Source organism: Ensifer sp., assembly GCF_035999135.1.
Lineage (GTDB): Bacteria > Pseudomonadota > Alphaproteobacteria > Rhizobiales > Rhizobiaceae > Ensifer.
In genome coordinates this window covers 37337-54739 of the sequence record NZ_DASYGZ010000168.1, presented here as the reverse complement: position 1 = coordinate 54739, position 17403 = coordinate 37337, and the positions used below count along the sequence as shown (strand labels likewise).

General features: G+C 60.0%; 16 protein-coding genes and 2 tRNA genes. 13 read left to right on the top strand and 5 right to left on the bottom strand.

Annotated features, from left to right (window positions below; translation table 11 throughout):
• Positions 1 to 26: 26 nt before the first annotated feature.
• Together VGO12_RS21920 and VGO12_RS21915 are read right to left on the bottom strand one after the other, a co-directional pair.
• The gene (locus VGO12_RS21920) at positions 27 to 1724 is read right to left on the bottom strand and encodes a site-specific integrase (protein WP_327514882.1); all 1698 of its coding nucleotides are present in this window, start codon (positions 1722 to 1724) and stop codon (positions 27 to 29) included.
• Positions 1725 to 1818: 94 nt separating this feature from the next.
• Positions 1819 to 1893, bottom strand: a tRNA-Thr gene (locus tag VGO12_RS21915).
• A gap of 157 nt (positions 1894 to 2050) precedes the next feature.
• On the opposite strand from VGO12_RS21915, the gene VGO12_RS21910 reads away from it, so the two are divergent.
• The 10 genes from VGO12_RS21910 to VGO12_RS21865 all read left to right on the top strand — a co-directional run bounded on the left by VGO12_RS21910 (position 2051) and on the right by VGO12_RS21865 (position 8458).
• A complete protein-coding gene (locus VGO12_RS21910; RefSeq protein ID WP_327514855.1) occupies positions 2051 to 2296 on the top strand; it encodes a hypothetical protein in 246 nt (81 codons plus the stop codon).
• A gap of 252 nt (positions 2297 to 2548) precedes the next feature.
• Positions 2549 to 3841 carry a UDP-N-acetylglucosamine 1-carboxyvinyltransferase gene (gene murA / locus VGO12_RS21905; protein ID WP_327514854.1) on the top strand — a complete coding sequence of 431 codons (1293 nt, stop codon included), beginning with the start codon at positions 2549 to 2551 and terminating at the stop codon, positions 3839 to 3841.
• A gap of 106 nt (positions 3842 to 3947) precedes the next feature.
• A complete protein-coding gene (locus tag VGO12_RS21900; RefSeq protein ID WP_327514853.1) occupies positions 3948 to 4388 on the top strand; it encodes a DUF2948 family protein in 441 nt (146 codons plus the stop codon).
• A gap of 147 nt (positions 4389 to 4535) precedes the next feature.
• Entirely contained in the window at positions 4536 to 5840 is a 1305-nt protein-coding gene (gene hisD, locus VGO12_RS21895; RefSeq protein ID WP_327514852.1) for a histidinol dehydrogenase, read from the top strand.
• Complete coding sequence (locus tag VGO12_RS21890; protein ID WP_327514851.1) at positions 5837 to 6313, top strand: UPF0262 family protein; 477 nt, start codon at positions 5837 to 5839, stop codon at positions 6311 to 6313. Before hisD ends, VGO12_RS21890 begins: the two co-directional genes overlap by 4 nt.
• Positions 6314 to 6327: 14 nt before the next feature.
• Positions 6328 to 6795 (top strand): low molecular weight phosphatase family protein, encoded by a 468-nt coding sequence (locus VGO12_RS21885; RefSeq protein ID WP_414650760.1) that lies wholly within the window; start codon positions 6328 to 6330, stop codon positions 6793 to 6795.
• Between the two features lie 158 nt (positions 6796 to 6953).
• Positions 6954 to 7172, top strand: coding sequence for a translation initiation factor IF-1 (gene infA / locus VGO12_RS21880; protein WP_004435948.1), 219 nt, complete (start codon positions 6954 to 6956; stop codon positions 7170 to 7172).
• A 45-nt stretch (positions 7173 to 7217) separates the two neighbouring features.
• Positions 7218 to 7838, top strand: a complete 621-nt coding sequence (locus VGO12_RS21875; protein WP_327514849.1) for a Maf-like protein — start codon at positions 7218 to 7220, stop codon at positions 7836 to 7838.
• Positions 7839 to 7843: 5 nt separating this feature from the next.
• Complete coding sequence (yacG, locus tag VGO12_RS21870; RefSeq protein WP_327514848.1) at positions 7844 to 8053, top strand: DNA gyrase inhibitor YacG; 210 nt, start codon at positions 7844 to 7846, stop codon at positions 8051 to 8053.
• A 329-nt stretch (positions 8054 to 8382) separates the two neighbouring features.
• Positions 8383 to 8458, top strand: a tRNA-Phe gene (locus VGO12_RS21865).
• A gap of 400 nt (positions 8459 to 8858) precedes the next feature.
• Here VGO12_RS21865 and VGO12_RS21860 read toward each other — a convergent pair.
• Both VGO12_RS21860 and VGO12_RS21855 read right to left on the bottom strand, forming a co-directional pair.
• The gene (locus tag VGO12_RS21860) at positions 8859 to 10277 is read right to left on the bottom strand and encodes a DUF1254 domain-containing protein (RefSeq protein ID WP_327514847.1); all 1419 of its coding nucleotides are present in this window, start codon (positions 10275 to 10277) and stop codon (positions 8859 to 8861) included.
• A 43-nt stretch (positions 10278 to 10320) separates the two neighbouring features.
• A complete protein-coding gene (locus VGO12_RS21855; protein WP_327514846.1) occupies positions 10321 to 11814 on the bottom strand; it encodes a DUF1254 domain-containing protein in 1494 nt (497 codons plus the stop codon).
• Between the two features lie 648 nt (positions 11815 to 12462).
• Between VGO12_RS21855 and VGO12_RS21850 the strand changes: the two genes are divergently transcribed.
• The 3 genes from VGO12_RS21850 to VGO12_RS21840 all read left to right on the top strand — a co-directional run bounded on the left by VGO12_RS21850 (position 12463) and on the right by VGO12_RS21840 (position 16028).
• A complete protein-coding gene (locus VGO12_RS21850; RefSeq protein WP_327514845.1) occupies positions 12463 to 13647 on the top strand; it encodes an acyltransferase in 1185 nt (394 codons plus the stop codon).
• A gap of 168 nt (positions 13648 to 13815) precedes the next feature.
• Positions 13816 to 15579 carry a flagellin gene (locus tag VGO12_RS21845; protein WP_327514844.1) on the top strand — a complete coding sequence of 588 codons (1764 nt, stop codon included), beginning with the start codon at positions 13816 to 13818 and terminating at the stop codon, positions 15577 to 15579.
• Between the two features lie 248 nt (positions 15580 to 15827).
• On the top strand, positions 15828 to 16028 hold the full coding sequence (locus VGO12_RS21840) for a hypothetical protein (RefSeq protein WP_327514843.1): 201 nt from the start codon (positions 15828 to 15830) through the stop codon (positions 16026 to 16028).
• Between the two features lie 104 nt (positions 16029 to 16132).
• Here the strand turns inward: VGO12_RS21840 and VGO12_RS21835 are convergent, their stop codons facing one another.
• On the bottom strand, positions 16133 to 17380 hold the full coding sequence (locus VGO12_RS21835) for a glycosyltransferase family 2 protein (protein WP_327514842.1): 1248 nt from the start codon (positions 17378 to 17380) through the stop codon (positions 16133 to 16135).
• Positions 17381 to 17403: the final 23 nt, after the last annotated feature.

The following is a 17403-nucleotide window of genomic DNA, read 5'->3' as shown; positions in this document are numbered from 1 at the left end:
AACCGATGACCAGCCGAAGCCGGAACTCAGGCTTTTTTCTCGATCAAATGCGACAGGTCGAGCCCATCGTATTGGAGCTTCTCCATCTCCTCACTGAGAAGCTTCAGTCCATAGAGCCCGTTCCCGTAGCGCCCCGCCATGCCTTGCTGAGCGTGTCCCTGGAGAGCGTTGACGAAATCAAGCGGGATACGGCTGTTTCGGCAAGCGTCCTCGAAGGTGTGGCGGAAACTGTGGAACGAAATCTTGTCGTGCTTTACTTCCAGCGCCTTCAGCAGATTGCTGAATTTCCTCGAATAGGCCGTGGAGTAGGTGCCGTCCTTTGCCTTCGGGAAGTCGGGAAACAGCCGTTTGTGTCCGAGCTTCCGCTGTCGTTCGGCGAAGCGAAGGAAGCCGATCTCCTTGAGCATTCTGTGAACCGGTATGCGACGACGCGAGCCGCTGTTCTTGACGCTCAGGTCCTCGCCGTCGTCAGTGACTTCGATGTAGGCGATCCCCCCTTCGGTCTTCACGTCCTCGGTTCGGAGCTGAATGACCTCGCCCGAGCGGCAACCTGTGAATAGACCGACGAGAGGGACCCAGTAGACGCCGTTGTCGTACGGGATCAGGTCGCCTGGACTGTTATGATAACGGACGCTCTGACAGCCCGTGTAGATCGGCGATTTGAAGATCGCGGATAGTTCGGCCACGGTGAACGGCTGCCGTTCGTCACGAGCTTTGCCGCTGATTTTGACGTTGAGGCCGTCGAAGGGGTTACTGGGCACGTCATAGTTTGCCTTCGCCCAGTTCCAGAACGCCCTGACGAAGCCCAGCACCTTGTTGACGTTCTTCCCCGACATCGGCTCCCGGTTCAGCTCCATGGCGCGTCTAGCCGCCTCTTTCATGGCGAGCTTCTCAAGGCCCTTGATCTTGGTCCAGTTTGGCGGGAGCGAGAGCAGGGCGGTCTTGAACTCTCGTGCGTCCGCCTTGCTGTAGCCGTCTATTGGATGGTCACCAGCCATTTCGACAAAGCGCTCAGCCCAGAGCTTGTTCGCTGCGGCCGTTGCTGGGGTCCAGCCGCCTTTCGCGCGGCTCTTCTCCGCGACCCACTCTCCAATCAGCGTCGATGCCAGATGTCTCTCTGCTGGCTTGTTGGCTCGCGGCTCCGGTGGAGTTTCCACGGGTGAGCCTTCGCTACGCTGGCGCCTGGCCTCTGCCGCCTTCACGGTTGCTGTTTGGATTGCCCGGTAGAGCCTTGGCCAACTGGGCGAAGCCTTGTCGAGCTTGAGGTCTACGTTGGACCAAGTCAGGACCTCAGCAGCTTCGCTCTCTGTGAAAGGTGAGAACATTTGGCCCCGGGCAAGCTCGTAGCGTCCAACTTCATCCGCCAAATCGATGAGACTGTTCAGCTCTTCGAAACCGGCATCGTCCAGTCCATCTAGTCGCACCTCTTCATCTTCATCCATCAGGTGCCAGTAGTACACGTCCTCAATGTGTTTGAGCTGTTCCGGTGTAAGCTCCAGCAACGCTGGCTCTTGCTGCCGAGCGAGCATTCTGCGGTGCTCATCGAAACGCTCCAGGACTTCGGCCATTGCCCGAGGAAGGCGCCGAAGTGCCTCCTTGTGATCTGACGTCTTAAGGGAGAACGTTTCTTCGGTCTTCGGGTACGTATCTCGGATGTCACGCGGGATCGGTCCTCGGTGCCACCAAACGCTGCCGCGACGGAATAGACGAGTGTGAGAAGGCATGTCGTTCATGGCTCCGCTGTAACAGTGCGCTGGAACAAACGAAAGCCTAACCCATTGATTTCTGGGCAAACTGTTGATTTCTTTAAGAGAAAACTGGTGCTGCTAGAGAGATTTGAACTCTCGGCCTCTCCCTTACCAAGGGAGTGCTCTACCCCTGAGCTATAGCAGCATCTCGCGGCCGGTTCGTGTGTCAGCCGCATCAAGCGAGGGGGCTATTGCCATAGCTGGACGGGGAGTGCAAGCAGGTTTTCGAAGTTTTTCGTGAAGAGCTGTGAGAAAAGTCCTCGGCGCTTCCGAAGGCCCTGGTTTTGCGCTAAGGCAGGGACATGCAAACAGACGATAAAGATGGCGGCAATGCCGTGCCGGCGCCCGATGGGCTGCAGGCGGATGGCAAGGCGCGTAAGGAAAAGAAAAAGGACACGACCGAGGCGGACCTGAAAAAGGCGCGTCTTGCCAGGAACTTGCGCGACAATCTCATGCGCCGCAAGCAGCAGATGCGGGCGCGCCGTTCGGGTGCAGCCGATGAGGTCAGCGGCCTTCCTGCCGCAAAAACGGACGATTCCCAAGATTAGTACGGGGAAGCGGCGGCGTTTTCCGCCGACTTTCCATTGCAGGCAGCGGGGGCTGTCTGACGTCCAAGGCATGGTTTCCCGGATCAGGACGGATCCGAGGAGATCGACTGATGTGTTGCGGCGACCTTTGCGCTTGCGGGGATGTGCGCCGTTCAAGGTACTTCTAATTTCGCGGCATCTCCACTAAAGAGGCGCCTTCAGACAACACCGGATTATTTTGGAAAGGCGGGCCAAGCCCGTTCAAGAGGCCTCATGGATCGCATCAGGATTGTAGGCGGCAACAAGCTCAACGGCGTCATCCCGATTTCGGGCGCCAAGAATGCGGCCCTGCCGCTGATGATCGCGTCGCTTCTGACCGACGACACGCTGACGCTCGAAAATGTGCCGCATCTGGCCGACGTCGAGCAGCTGATCCGCATCCTCGGCAATCATGGCGTCGACATCTCCGTCAATGGCCGTCGCGAGCGCCAGGGCGAAAGCTACGCCCGCACCATCCACTTCACCTGCCGCAACATCGTCGACACCACCGCGCCTTACGAGCTGGTCTCGAAGATGCGCGCAAGCTTCTGGGTCATCGGTCCGTTGCTCGCCCGCGAGGGCAAGGCGCGAGTTTCGCTGCCGGGCGGTTGCGCCATCGGCACGCGTCCGGTCGACCTCTTCATCGAGGGTCTGCAGGCGCTCAGCGCCAACATCGAGATCGACGGCGGCTACGTCAACGCGACGGCACCCGCCGGCGGTCTCATCGGCGCGCGCTATACGTTTCCCAAGGTTTCCGTCGGCGCCACCCACGTGCTGATGATGGCGGCGACGCTTGCCAATGGCACCACGGTGCTTGGCAACGCGGCACGCGAGCCCGAAGTCGTCGACCTTGCCAACTGCCTGAACGCCATGGGCGCCAAGATCACCGGCCAGGGCACTGCGACGGTCACCATCGAGGGCGTGCGATCGCTGTCCGGCGCCCGTCACCGCGTCCTGCCCGACCGCATCGAGACCGGCACCTATGCGATGGCCGTTGCCATGACCGGCGGCGACGTCATTCTTGAAGACACCGACATGGCGCTGCTCGACACGGCGCTCGAAGCGATCCGTCGCGCCGGTGCCGAGATCACCGCGACCAACAGCGGCATCCGCGTGGTGCGCAACGGCGCAGGCATCAAGCCCGTCGATATCGTCACCGATCCCTTCCCGGGCTTCCCGACCGACCTGCAGGCGCAGTTCATGGGCCTGATGACCATGGCCAAGGGCACGTCGCACATCACCGAGACGATCTTCGAGAACCGGTTCATGCACGTGCAGGAGCTCGCCCGTCTCGGCGCCAAGATCTCGCTTTCCGGCCAGACGGCCAAGATCGAGGGTGTCAGCCGCCTGAAGGGCGCGCCTGTCATGGCGACCGACCTTCGCGCGTCCGTGTCGCTGGTGATCGCCGGCCTTGCCGCGGAAGGCGAAACCATGGTCTCGCGCGTCTATCACCTCGACCGCGGCTTCGAGCGGCTGGAAGAGAAGCTCACCCGCTGCGGCGCGCATGTCGAGCGCGTCAGCGACTGATTTGACCGGTTGCGCCTGATACCGTTGCGGTTTCAGGCGCAACGTCCTATGTCCATTTCAATTGTGGCACGTCAGGATGTGCGGCGAAACGAAAGGGATGGACGGCATGAGTGGATTGAAGCTGCTGGCGCTCGACGAGGAAGATCTCGCGATTGTGTCTGCCCACGTCCAGGACGCCGTGTTCAAGGTTTCGGGCCTGGATTACGATGCCCGCCGCAAGCAGTTTTCGCTCGTCGTCAACCGCTTTGTCTGGGAGACGGCCGAAGGCAAGCGCCGTTCCTTCGAGCGCCGGCGCGCACTTCTTCTGTTCAAGCGTGTGAATGCGGTGCGCTCCGTCGGCTTCGACCGGCGCGACAACGAGGCGGTTCTGGCCCTGTTGGCGCTCAAGTTTACCGTGCGCGGCGAAGCGCCCGAGGGCACGGTCGAGCTGCTTCTGGCCGGCGACGCCTCGATCGCGCTTGACGTCGAATGCATCGAGACGCAGCTTGCGGATACCGGCGGCGCGTGGGAAACCGCTTTCAAGCCCAAGCATCCCGAAGGCGCTTGAGCGGGCTGCTGCAGGTCGCTTGGATCAGCATCGATCCGGGGGGCAGGATACGCAGAAGCTTCAGAGTGGTGCAGCGACCTTGGCGCGTCCTTCAAGGGCGCGCTGCGCTTCAGACCCGAACGACACAGGCATACGAGGATTTCTCCTTTGGCAATCAGGCTCAATTCTCTCGATGGTGACTTCGAACAAAAGTTCGCGTCATTCCTGACGACCAAGCGCGAGGTGTCCGAGGACGTCAATGCCGTGGTCAAGACGATCGTCGACGATGTGCGTGGTCGCGGCGACCAGGCGCTTGCCGATTACTCCAGACGCTTCGACGGTATCGATTTTTCCGCAACGCCGATGGCCGTCAGCGCCGCCGAAATCGATGCGGCGATCCAGGAGGTGGAGCCGGAGGTGCTGGGCGCGCTGAAGGTCGCAGCCACCCGCATTGAAAGTCACCATGCCCGCCAACGGCCGAAGGATGACATCTACGAGGACGCCATGGGCGTCGGCCTCGGTTCGCGCTGGACGGCGGTCGACGCCGTCGGCCTCTATGTGCCCGGTGGCACCGCCAGCTATCCGAGCTCGGTGTTGATGAACGCGCTGCCGGCGAAGGTCGCCGGCGTGCCCCGCATCGTCATGGTGGTGCCGGCAACCGGCGGCAGGATCAATCCGGCGGTGCTTGCCGCAGCAAGGCTCGCGGGCGTCGAGGAAATCTATCGCATCGGTGGCGCACAGGCCGTGGCAGCCCTTGCCTATGGCACAGAGACGATCGAACCGGTCGCCAAGATCGTCGGTCCGGGCAATGCCTATGTGGCTGCCGCCAAGCGCCAGGTTTTCGGCACTGTCGGCATCGATATGATCGCCGGCCCCTCCGAAGTGCTCGTCATCGCCGACAGGCACAATGACCCGGACTGGATCGCCGCCGATCTGCTTGCCCAGGCCGAACACGACGTTGGTGCCCAGTCGATCCTGATTACCGACGATGCGGAATTCGGCCAGGCGGTCGAAGGCGCCGTCGAACGGCAGCTGAAAACCTTGCCGCGGGCCGAAACCGCCGCGGCGAGCTGGCGCGATTTCGGCGCCGTCATTCTCGTGCCCGATCTCGAGGACGCCGTGCCGCTTGCCAACCGTATCGCTGCCGAGCACCTGGAACTGGCGCTCGCCAATCCCGATCCGATGATCGAAAAGATCCGCAATGCCGGCGCGATTTTCGTCGGGCGTCACACGCCCGAAGTCATCGGCGATTATGTCGGCGGCTCCAATCACGTGTTGCCAACGGCGCGCTCGGCGCGATTTTCCTCCGGTCTCGGCGTTCTCGACTTCATGAAGCGCACCTCGATCCTGCGTCTCGACGCCGAGCAGTTGCGGATCCTTGGGCCAGCGGCGATCGTTCTGGCCAAGTCCGAAGGCCTTGAGGCCCATGCGCGTTCCGTCGCCATTCGCCTCAATCTCGGGGATATTGGATGAAGGCGGACCGCAATCTGCGCCTCTGCGATGTCGTTCTGGACGAGACCATCGGCCGCTCGACCCCTGACGTGGAACATGAGCGCGCGGTTGCGATCTTCGACCTGCTCGAAGAGAACCTGTTCGAGCCGGCCGGCCATCAAGGCGGGCCCTACAAGCTCAATCTGTCGCTTGTGGATTCGAAGCTGGTCTTTGCGATCTCCACCGAAAAGGGCGGCGACGTGGCGACCCACATCCTTTCGCTGACGCCGTTCCGGCGGATCGTGAAAGACTACTTCATGATCTGCGAGAGCTATTACGAGGCGATCCGATCGGCGACGCCCAGCCAGATCGAGGCGATCGACATGGGGCGCCGCGGCATTCACAACGAGGGCTCGCAGACCCTGATGGATCGGCTGTCCGGCAAGATCAGGCTCGATTTCGATACCGCCCGCCGGCTTTTCACGCTGGTCTGCGTGCTCTACTGGCGCGGATGAGGGCGGGGACCGGCATGACGGGAGGCGAGGCGACGCAACCGAAAATGCCCCGCTCCGTCCTGTTCATGTGCGGCATGAACGCCATCCGCTCGCCGATGGCCGAGGCGTTGGCAAAGGCGGCACTGCCTCCAGGGACCTATGTTGCTTCTGCCGGTGTGCGGCATGGCGAGCGTGATCCTTTCGTCGACGTGGTGATGGCCGAGGTGGGCTTGAGCATCGGTCGGCACCAGCCGCACACGCTGGACGAGCTTGAGGACGATTACTTCGACCTGATCGTTACGCTGGCGCCGGAGGCGCACCACAAGGCACTCGAATTGACTCGCTCGATGGCCGTCGACGTGGTCTACTGGCCGACACCGGACCCGACCGTTGCGGCCGGCACGCGCGAGCAGATCGTCGATGCCTATCGCGCCGTTCGCGATCATCTGTCGGCGTTGATCAACCACCGGCTCGTGGGTCCGCATCACCACCAGAAACCCTAGGCGGCTGACCGAAATGCACCGGCTCGTGTCGGTGCCGTCACAAAAGCGCAAAAGCCGGCGTTAGACGGTTCACAAATCCTCGTCGATTGTGTAGTTTCCGGCAAATTTTTCGGGATACTTGATGGTTCCCTAATCAAAGATAGAAAGAACAGTCCTACATGGCGAAAGAAGAAGTCCTTGAATTTCCGGGCGTGGTCACTGAATTGCTTCCGAATGCGACCTTCCGCGTGAAGCTCGAAAACGAGCATGAGATCATCGCGCACACGGCTGGCCGCATGCGCAAGAACCGCATCCGCGTGCTTGCCGGCGACAAGGTTCTCGTTGAAATGACCCCGTACGACCTCACCAAGGGTCGCATCACCTACCGCTTCAAGTAAGCCGCACCTCGCACTCCGCAATTCCTGGAGCATTTCCGCGTTCCGATGACAGTGGCCAAGAAACTGATATTGGCGTCCGGTTCGCCGCGTCGCGTCGAGCTTCTCGCGCAGGCGGGCATCGAGCCCGCGCGCCTGATGCCGATGGATCTCGACGAGACACCCAAGCGCGCCGAACACCCGCGTTCGCTCGCACGGCGCCTGTCGGCCGAAAAGGCCCGGGCAGCCCTTGCGGCGATCAAGGGCGAAGCGGGCTGGGACGGAAGCTACATTCTTGCGGCAGACACGGTCGTTTGCGTCGGGCGACGCATCCTGCCGAAGCCGGAGCTGGTCAGCGAGGCATCGAGCGCGCTGCATCTTCTCTCCGGTCGCAGCCACCGCGTCTATACCGGCGTGTGCCTGATTACCCCGGACAAGACATTGCGCCAGAAGGTCGTCGACACCAAGGTCCGTTTCAAGCGGCTTTCCGGTTTTGACATCGAAAGCTACCTTGCTTCGGGCCAGTGGCGCGGCAAGGCCGGGGGCTATGGCATCCAGGGCATCGCCGGCAGCTTCGTCGTCAAGCTCGTCGGTTCCTACAGCAACGTTGTCGGCCTGCCGCTCTACGAGACCGTGGGGCTGCTTGTCGGCGAAGGCTATGACGTGCACAATCGTTGGCTGGAAGGCTGACGCCGGTGAGCGAAGAAACCAAGAAAAGCGGATCGAACGTTGCGCCCCTGCGCGCGCCGCGCCCCTGTCCGGAATGCGGACGGCCGTCGCACCGCGAACACTACCCCTTCTGCTCGGACCGCTGCCGCAACGTGGATCTCAACCGCTGGCTTTCCGGCTCCTACGCCATCCCCGTTGCCGACGACGAATCGAAGGCGGACGACGACGAACGCTGACGCCGCGTCCACCGCCTGCCGCATTTATTCTCGGCATCTTTTCCAATTCGATAGTCTGTCACGGCCAGGCGCCTCGGCGCTCAGGCTCGTTCGTGATTGTTTGGCAACCGCCAGCGCTCCGCATTGCCGAAAAGCTTGATCGCGCATCTGCGATCTCTCTGAATCCGTTTGTTTTTTCGGCTTTTTTGACTGCCCACAGGATTTCAGTCAAAAAACTTTCATTTGGTGCTGGACACCGCCGAACAAGATGTTATAACCCCGCTCGCTTCCGGGGCACAAACAAGCGCCCCGAGGGTTCCGCAAGGAACCGCTGCCCGAAACGGCAGGATGCCCGGATAGCTCAGTTGGTAGAGCAGCGGATTGAAAATCCGCGTGTCGGTGGTTCAAATCCGCCTCCGGGCACCATCACTAAAATAAACCTTTGATTTTGTTGTGGTTTCTCGCCCTAAACGTCCAGAAAACTTGCACCACCTTGATTGGACCGGCCGTCTGAAATCTGTGACATTAGCGATCTTTGGTAGGGCCGTCTGTGTCGAAGCTCGCCGCATGACTTAAGATATTCTGTTGCAACTCAACGGGGTGACATTTTCACGACCCATAACTAATTGATCGTGGCGCCATCCCGTCGGTAAGCGGTGTGTTTTACTCGCACATTGACCAAGCGCGGTAGCCCCCTCCGAAAGCTACCGCTTCGCCACTGACAGCAACTAAGCGCCAACTCCGGTCATTTGAACAGGTATCTGGCCTTGCGTCGACAAATTCACTTCGGAAACGTCTCTTTCTGACCGATTGGTTTCAGCGCGATCTACTTGACCTTGACGACCTGAGGCAGAGGCCAGGCCCCATCCAAGATTTCGGCGGATGGCTGGTAGAGGCGAAGGAACAGCGAGAATATGCCGTCGGGGGCTGGCAACCAGTTTTCGGCATTTTCCCCGGTGGGCTTGTCATGGGAAATGAGGATCGTGATCGAGCCGTCAGGCGCGGTTCTCAACCCATTGGTCGTGGGACCGATCTTGTAGCGATCAATCGGATTGTCGACCAGCAGCTTGTCTGTCGCCTTGTAGATGGTCAGTGACCAGAAGGCATTGACGGGCGGTGCCGAACCGAGCTTGACCTCGTAGACGCTACCATTGCGACCATCCAGAGCTTTTCCATTGCTGTCGTCGGATCGCGTCGGATACATCGCCTCTTTCTCGCCCTGACCTCCAAGATAAGGCCCAGCGACCATGGCACGAAGCGGATATTTGTAGCCGAAATTGTCGAGGCTCGTTGCCCAGGTCCAGCCATTGCGGATGACCGCATTGCTGGTGAGAGACGAGTACGCGACGCTCGGGCCATCCTTCAAACCATCGAGCATGCCTTTGCGTGTCGCCTCCGGCAGCTTGCTCTGATCGAAGCCGGAATCGGTCAATCCAATTCTGCCGAGCTGGCCATAGAGGGCGGCGTCCTCCGGCTTTACGGGGTTCTCCTTGAGCGCTGCGGCCAGATGCACGAAGAAGCCAAACGGATCATCGCCGATCTCAGGCAGAGGCGGCAATGCTTCCCCGGTATGGGCCTTGCCGCTCAACGGTTCCAGTGTGAACTTCTTCTGCAGGTCGGCCATTGCCGCCATGTCTTCGCCTTCGTTGACCCGCAGGCGGCCCCAGAGCCAGGCTTTGGAGGTACTGACGTCAAGGCGCTTTACATCGGCAGGCAACTCGCCTTTCCACCCTGGAGGTACCAAGGCAAACTTGCCCGGCTTGGTGCCCGTGGTTCGACGTCCGATATAGTGTTCAAGTTCCTGCCACATGTCGAAGACATCGACGACATAGTACCGGTCGTTGGTGTCAGGCACAGTGAGGACATATGGCTCTGTCAGGTTGACCACGGCGCTCATATAGAGCGTGTCGTTGTTGGACGTCGGCATGTCCTTGACATCGGGGTCCGCCAGCGCCTTGGCCCAGCCGATCTGGTTCAGTGGCGCACGATAACTCGTGTCAGGCTGCGGCTTGGAGACGTCGATGTAATCGCGGATGACGCGCTCCATCCTGACGAGCGGGTAGCCCCAGATGTAGCCGTTGACCGTCTGTGTATATCCATCGATTTCCAGGCCTTTCTGGATAACCTCAGGCGTTGGCGGCGTGGATACGAGCGGGTCTGGGAAGTTTCCGTCCGCACGGGCATTCTGAGTAAGCGCAGTTCCCATAAGCAAGGTGACAACGCAAAATGTTCTTCGAATATCCATTGTGCTCTCCTGGTTCATGCCGAAACCGATCAGTTGATGCTGCTCACTTCTCCCGTTTTGCCGGAGGCGGCACCCAGCCGCCTTCATTGATGATGGGCTTCGGCCCGTATGTCCGAAGCGTCACTTCGAACTCACTATCCGGCGCCGGCAGCCAGTTCGACTCCTTGGCCTTTCCAGGCGACGTATGCTGGATGTAGACCGTCAGCGAGCCGTCCTCGTTCAGCGACATGGCCTTCATGTTCTTCGTTCCGACGGAATACCGTTCGATGTCGTTCGGGGCGAAGAAGTGGTTGGGGTCGTACATGGTCAGCGACCAGAAACCATCAACCGGAGGGATTTTGTCTTTCGGAAAGGTGACCGTGTAGGCGTTCTTGCCGTCGAGCCGCTTGCCGTCGCTGTCGACTTCGAGGAAGAAGTAACGCGTTTCCGTGAAGCGGTTCACATACATGTTGGATTTGGCGGTGGCTGTCCGGCTGACGTAGTCGTAACCCCAGTCGGCACCCTTCGGCACGGAATTCCATCCGCCGGGATAAGCGACGCCGTTGGTGCGGAATGCGAATAGAGGAGCGATGATGTCCTTGTCTGCCGATTTTGCAGCTTCCACGATTGTCGCTTTGATATCGGGGTCACGCTTCGCCGCGTCCAGCAGTGCGGTAATCATCGCGTAGCGCGACTGCTCGCCTGGAAGCGGGGGCACATCCTTGAGAATATCAGGAAGCTCGTCAAAGAAGGTTTCGGGATTGACCCAGCTCGTTTCGGCCGCCTTGCCGCCCTGTGAGTCCGAGGATTGCTCGACCGGAAACTTCGGAGTATCCCGCCAGACCACCGTCTTCTTCTGGCCGTCATATTTGCTGAGCGGATAGATGACGACCTGGTTCAGGACGGATTGAATGGCCTCCCAGTCTTCGGCCGTATCATCCATGAAAATTCTGGGTCCCATGGCGATGAGATCGGTCGGTGCCTTCAGGACGCCCGTAATTCCCTCGGGAATCTCGCCCTTCCAGTTCGGCCCGACAATCAGGTAGTTACCGGGTTTCGTTCCGTAGAGCTTCCCGAGATTGGAAAACTCGTCACTTCGTGCGTCGTAAACCGGATAGACCCAGAAGCGGTCACCGAAGTCGGGAACTTGCATGACGACGGGGTCCTTGTCGACCGCACCATAGCCGAAGCCATAAACCACATCCTGGTTGGGATGGGCCACCCACCGCTGCTCTGGCGAGATGTAACCGCTGAGCATGGACACGTAACCAATTGGCGCAACCGGCAGAATCCCCCCGCTTAGGCCAGGTTCGGGAGCCTTGGCAAACGATGCGCGGCGATGGAATGCGTTCACGATGGCATAACCCCAGACATAGGTGTCAGCGGCCAGGACTGTCGCGAATTCCTTGGTAATCACGGTTCCTTGTGGAACTTGGTTGACCGCGTCGGCAGTCATGACAGGTGGGTTTTGAAAAGACTGCGAAAACCCTGAGACAGGTGAACTGGCGACGGTAGCGCATACCAATAAGCAAGCCGACTTCGTTGATAATGCCTTCATTTTGAACTCCCTTGACTTCTGTCCTTGCCGAAACGCTCAGCCACGCGCGGTTGTTGCGCTGCCATCGAAACAGAATGGGAAGACATTGCCTGATTTAAAGTACGTAACGGCAACTTTCGGCGTAAATGATCCCTTCATCACGCTAATTTGCACCGATGGGAGCCGCAGGCACTTCGATCTCGCATTGGAGGACCTGGCAACGGCCATTGCTGGCATCCATCCTTTGCAGTAGTGCTCCGGACCGAGCAAAGAACGCAAGCAGCATCGACGGCATCAGTCTTCGGCCTATTGGCTGGACACTGTTGCGGAAAAACATAATGAAAAGGCTGGACGGTTGAGTGTCCAGCCTTCGCGTAAGTTATTGATTTTGCCTACTTCAGGTGGCTCGCCTCCGGGCACCATTTTTCTCACGGAAAACCTGGTTCTGATAGCTCGGTGAATTGGTCGCCGATCATGTGGCGTCTGCGCCTTTCACATCCGATTCCGACCGGTGGTCATCAGCTGGTCTTGCCAACAGCATTCTTCAGCCGTTGCGTAACGGACATGCCCAAATTTCCGGCACTCTTCACAAGTGCGAAAAAGCGGCGTACTCTCAAAGGATATACTTAAGTAGATATTGTTAATTATTAATCCGGCGGGGCTTTGAAGATGACTGCGGCGGGAGCGCGCGGTGGCAGGCGGGAGCAGATCGACGGGCTTCGCGTGATCGCCATGACCGGGGTGTTGTATGTCCACTATTGGAACGAGCACCCCACACTCGAATCGGTTCGCGTTTCGCTGTTCTTCATCGTCAGCGGCTTCCTGATTGGTGTCATCCTGCTTTCGGCGAAAGACAGCGGTGCGACGGTCAAGGTTGCCAACTTCTACATTCGGCGTGCGTTACGTCTGCTCCCGGCGCTGTTTCTGATGCTGGCGGTCGCCGCGCTGTTCAACATGGACAGGATCAGGGAAAGCCTGCCATGGCACCTGTTTCAGATGTCCAGCCTCTACTTCGCGATGAATGCCAGCTGGAAGCCCTGGATCGTGGCGAACCTGTGGAGCCTCAATATCGTCGAGCAATTCTATCTCGCGGCTCCGCTGATCATCCTGCTGCTGACCCGCCGCCAGATATGTGTGGCATACTGCATCATCTTCGCAATATCCGCCATCGCCCGGACCTACCACGACCAACTCGGCCTTTCCGCCTGGTCCAGCATCGTCTTTGCCTTCGATCCGGTAGCGGCGGGCGTCATTCTCGCCATGGCGAAGGACAATATCGACGTGCGGGCGGTTCTGACCAGCAAGCTCAACAATCTGGCTTCGGTCGCAATCATCGCCTCGCCATTCCTGATCGGCTTCGAGTTCGGCCGCTCGGAAGGCTACCGCCTGCTTTGCATCTACGCGCTGTCATCGATCGTTCTCAGTTCCTACATCGGCTACAGGGGCGTGTCGGCACGCCTGCTGGCCAATCCGCTCACACGGTTCTTGAGCAGGGTCAGCTACGCGACCTATGTCTACCACCTGGTGCTCTGGTGGCTGGTCGCGGAACAATGGCCGATGTTTTACGAGAAAGGGCCGTTGACGTTTCTGGTCATGAGTGCGGTCACCGTACTTGTCGCCACCGTCTCCTGGCACGTGATGGAGCGCCACTTCGATGCGCTGAAGGCATGGTTCCCGGTCACGCCGCAGGCGCCCCGTGCCGGCGAGCCAGCGCCTGCCGTCGCCCATCTCATAAAACCTGCCGCGCCGGTCGCCGGCAATGTCGCGTCGGTGCCCGCATCTCCCACGCCTGCGACCGCGACTGCTGTTTCCCGTGTTCCGGAAAGGGAGCCGCGCGCCTATCACAGCGCGTAGCCGCTCCCGCCGCAATTTTTGTCAAGCGCAGCCTGGCCCGGCGCAATATTTGCAACGCAAGGTCGTTGGAAAGCGTTTTGTTAAGCGGGTGTTAACCATCTGTTTGGTTGTATCGCCACAATCACAGGGCCCATGATGGGCAATTTTCAATTTTAAGATGTCTCTAATATGGTCAGCATTCTTACGAACGCTGGGGCGATTTCTGCGCTCCAGACTCTGCGAACAATCAACTCCGGCATGGCCCAGGCAAGGGAGCAGGTCAGCTCCGGTCTGAGGATCCGCACGGCTGCCGATGATGCAGCATACTGGTCGATCTCGACGACGATGCGATCCGACAGCAAGGCGGTCTCGGCCGTTCAGGATGCGCTCGGGCTCGGTGCGGCGAAGGTGGAGACCGCCTACGCGGCGATGGATTCCGTCGCCGGCATTCTGAGCGAGTTCAAGAAGCGGCTGGTGGCCGCGAGCGAACCGGGCGTCGACAAGGCCAAGATGCAAAAGGAACTCGACCAGCTCAAGCAGCAGGTGCTGAGCATCGTCAACTCGTCGAGCTTCAGCGGCCAGAACTGGTTGAAGACCGAGGTTTCCGACATCTATGACAGCGACCTCAACCGGACATCGGTCGTCTCGTCGTTTTCCCGCAACGGCCGGAACGGCGTGTCGCTGAACACCGCCGACTTCTTCCTGCGAGACTCGTCGCTGTTCAACAGCACCGGCGGCGGCATCCTGCAGGCCGACACGCGCGACATGCGCACTGTCGGCGGTATCCGTTTCATCACCGCGGTCGACGTTGACGGCTACACCGTCAACAGCAACTACAACAACAGGGCCGGCGTTGCCGGCGAGTTCACCTTCAGTTTCAGCGGTCCGATCGCGTTCACCAGTCCGGGCGACGAGATCACCTTTGACGTGACGGTCGACATGGACAGCAGCGCACAAGGCCTGTCGCTGCCGCTGCATCCTGGAAAGACGACGTCGATCACGATTGATCGTACGACCGTTGATACGGTGCTGGGCGTCGCGGCGAATGGCATCATTTCGAACTACACCCAGTATGCAGCCGTTCTCAGTCATGCCGTATCGACGGCAGGAGCCGGAGCGGCCGTCTTGACCTACAATCATCCCAATCCGCCCCACCCACCCATCATCAACCAGATAGGCTTCAGGACCCAGCAAAATTCCGGGCTCAACGGTTCTTACGTCGAGGTCTCCAATCTCGTCGTCAACACGACAACCGGCGGAGCCGGAGGACTTGCGCCCAACGCCAGTTTCGGCACCCGGGGATCGGAGATCACGCTGACGTTCGAGCCCTTCGAGGTCTACAAGGACGTCGCCATTTCCTACAATTTCTCGGTCAACGGCGAAGCGCAAAGCACGCATTCGTTCGACCGCAACTACGTGAACGCGCTTCTCGGCAAGGATACCGGCAAGATCGAAACGGCCGACGAGATGGTGATGTTGCTGCAATCGCTGATCACGCGCCCCAACACCATCATCGAGAACAACGGCTCGGGCGGCGTGTTGATCAAGTCGGATCCGGCCTTCGATCGAAAGAACGGTGCCGGCACCTTTATCGGCTTCAGCAACATCGACGTGAACATCGAGCCGATTGCGCGCAGGAACTTCCTCGACATCGACATCGCCGCCAACCCGCAGTCGGTCGCTTCCTATCTGCAGTATATCGAGGTGGTTTTGCAGCGCACGATCGACGGCGCATCGGCACTGGGATCGCTGCTGTCGCGCATCGACATGCAGACGACCTTTGCCAAGTCGCTGGTGGCCACGATCGACAAGGGTGTCGGGCGCCTGGTGGATGCGGACATGAACGAGACCTCGACGCGCCTGAAGGCCCTGCAGACACAGGAACAGCTTGGCATCCAGGCCCTGCAGATCGCCAACGCCGACGCCCAGAGCATTCTGCAGCTCTTCCGCTAAAGGGCGCCTCGCGACACGCTGACGTTATTGACCGGCATACGGATTTCCGCGCCGCTCATCGCGAGCGGCCTGCCCATCCTCGTGGCTATCGCATCCGAGGTTCTGGCGCTGTCACCTGCGTTACATGTCGGTCACAAGATCTGCGTATTTTGGCGGCGGGAGGACCTGAGCTGCGCAATCAAATGCGGTGCAATCTGAAGCCACGCTACTTGGATGATGGGCCGTGGTGGTCAACTGAGGTCAAGAAAATGAGCACATTCACTAAGCTGTCTTTGGCGACTCTTTTGGTGGCGACGATCGCCGCAGGTGGGACCGCTCCGGCCTTTGCGGCTAACGGCGGCAACAAGGAGAAGGTGGCCAGCAACACGAAGCCCGGTTTCAAGGGCGCCCCGCCGCGAAACGGTGCGTACTACAACGGCATCGAGCGCAACAAGATGAACATGAAATAAGCATGCGGTGAGGCGGGGACGACGTGGCCGGGCCATGTCGGTCGGCCGCCCTTTACGATAAGGCGTTGTGAACAACGAGGGCGCATGTTGCGCCCTCTCTCTTTTCATATCAGCACGTGATTGAGAATATCGCTTTCGCTGACCACCAGGTTCGGCAGGTGCCCCTTGCGGAGGTAGTGCTTGCGGTCGCTGTCGACCGTGACGAACACGGCGGTGCGCGCGATCTCGTCCGGTGTCAGCTGCGTCGTCGCCGGCACGACGGCGATCTGCGAGCGCAGGCCCAGGTCCCGCAGCAACTCCTCGATCGCTCCGTGATCCTCGACACCGTGCAGCACAAGGCGATCGATCTCGGCGACCGCGTTGGTGTGCCACATGACGGTCTGGAGGGCCACCATCAGCGGCAGCACGCCCCTCGTGCGCTGCAGCTCGGGATGATGCTCGAACCCGCCGAGCATGAGCCGGGTATAGAGCTCATAGGCGCGAATATAGTCCTTCTTCTGTATCCACATGCGCAGCGCCACGGTCATGCGGACCAGGGTGAAGTCCTTCACCTGGGCGTCCATATAGGCGCGTCGATCCGGCGTTATCCGGACGGCTCCGCGTTTGGCGCCGGAGTAAAGGAAATACTCGAGGCCGCCGCGATAGCTGTCCCAGGCGGTCAGCACGTCCGCGTGGCCGGCCTGCGGTCGGTCACGGGCGATCTTGGAGCGCGTGACCTGGCGATAGAAGGGTTTGGACAGGAAGACGACCGCGCCCTGGTCCAGGAAGTGGGCGAGGTAGGCGAAGGCCCAGTAGGCGAAGTTGCGCGGCACCCAGGCCGAGCGCAGCGCCGAAGTGCGATAGATGCCGATCTCCGGAAAGACGTGGCCTTCAACCAGAAAGTCGAAGACCGGTTCGAAATCCCGCTTCTTGAATTTCGTGTCCTTGGCCACCGAATAGAACGGCGGGTCGTCGCGCTCCTCCACTTCGTCATGGGTATACCATGGCGCGTAGCAGGCGGTGACCTCCGGATTGAGGTCGAGATAGCGGATCGCGTCGCGCACGCCGTCGTTGATGAGGATGTCGTCGTCGGCAAGGTAGAGAACGTACTCGCCGGTGGCCCGGCTGAAGGCGGAGACGACGTTGGCGCCCGACCCATAGTTTTCCGCCTGGCGCAGATAGCGGATCGGCAGCCCCTTGGCGATGAAACGCTCGACCACGGCGCCCGTGTCGTCCGTCGACGCGTTGTCCGAGATGATGATCTCGTACTTGTAGGAGAACTGGTAAAGGTCGACGAAGTAACCGAGCGCCTTTTCAAGAAAGGCTGCGCGATTGTAGGTCGGAATGCAGATACTCAGCTTAACCTGGCTCACTCGCCTCTCCATGGTCAGTCGTC

What these genes read in the sequence shown, in the direction of transcription:
- VGO12_RS21850 (WP_327514845.1), top strand. Translation starts at nt 12,463, where the DNA reads ATGACTGCGGCGGGAGCGCGCGGTGGCAGGCGGGAGCAGATCGACGGG.
- VGO12_RS21910 (WP_327514855.1), top strand. Translation starts at nt 2,051, where the DNA reads ATGCAAACAGACGATAAAGATGGCGGCAATGCCGTGCCGGCGCCCGAT.
- VGO12_RS21845 (WP_327514844.1), top strand. Translation starts at nt 13,816, where the DNA reads ATGGTCAGCATTCTTACGAACGCTGGGGCGATTTCTGCGCTCCAGACT.
- VGO12_RS21885 (WP_414650760.1), top strand. Translation starts at nt 6,328, where the DNA reads ATGACGGGAGGCGAGGCGACGCAACCGAAAATGCCCCGCTCCGTCCTG.
- VGO12_RS21920 (WP_327514882.1), bottom strand. Translation starts at nt 1,724, where the DNA reads ATGCCTTCTCACACTCGTCTATTCCGTCGCGGCAGCGTTTGGTGGCAC.
- VGO12_RS21860 (WP_327514847.1), bottom strand. Translation starts at nt 10,277, where the DNA reads ATGGATATTCGAAGAACATTTTGCGTTGTCACCTTGCTTATGGGAACT.
- VGO12_RS21840 (WP_327514843.1), top strand. Translation starts at nt 15,828, where the DNA reads ATGAGCACATTCACTAAGCTGTCTTTGGCGACTCTTTTGGTGGCGACG.
- infA (WP_004435948.1), top strand. Translation starts at nt 6,954, where the DNA reads ATGGCGAAAGAAGAAGTCCTTGAATTTCCGGGCGTGGTCACTGAATTG.
- VGO12_RS21875 (WP_327514849.1), top strand. Translation starts at nt 7,218, where the DNA reads ATGACAGTGGCCAAGAAACTGATATTGGCGTCCGGTTCGCCGCGTCGC.
- murA (WP_327514854.1), top strand. Translation starts at nt 2,549, where the DNA reads ATGGATCGCATCAGGATTGTAGGCGGCAACAAGCTCAACGGCGTCATC.
- VGO12_RS21855 (WP_327514846.1), bottom strand. Translation starts at nt 11,814, where the DNA reads ATGAAGGCATTATCAACGAAGTCGGCTTGCTTATTGGTATGCGCTACC.
- VGO12_RS21890 (WP_327514851.1), top strand. Translation starts at nt 5,837, where the DNA reads ATGAAGGCGGACCGCAATCTGCGCCTCTGCGATGTCGTTCTGGACGAG.
- VGO12_RS21900 (WP_327514853.1), top strand. Translation starts at nt 3,948, where the DNA reads ATGAGTGGATTGAAGCTGCTGGCGCTCGACGAGGAAGATCTCGCGATT.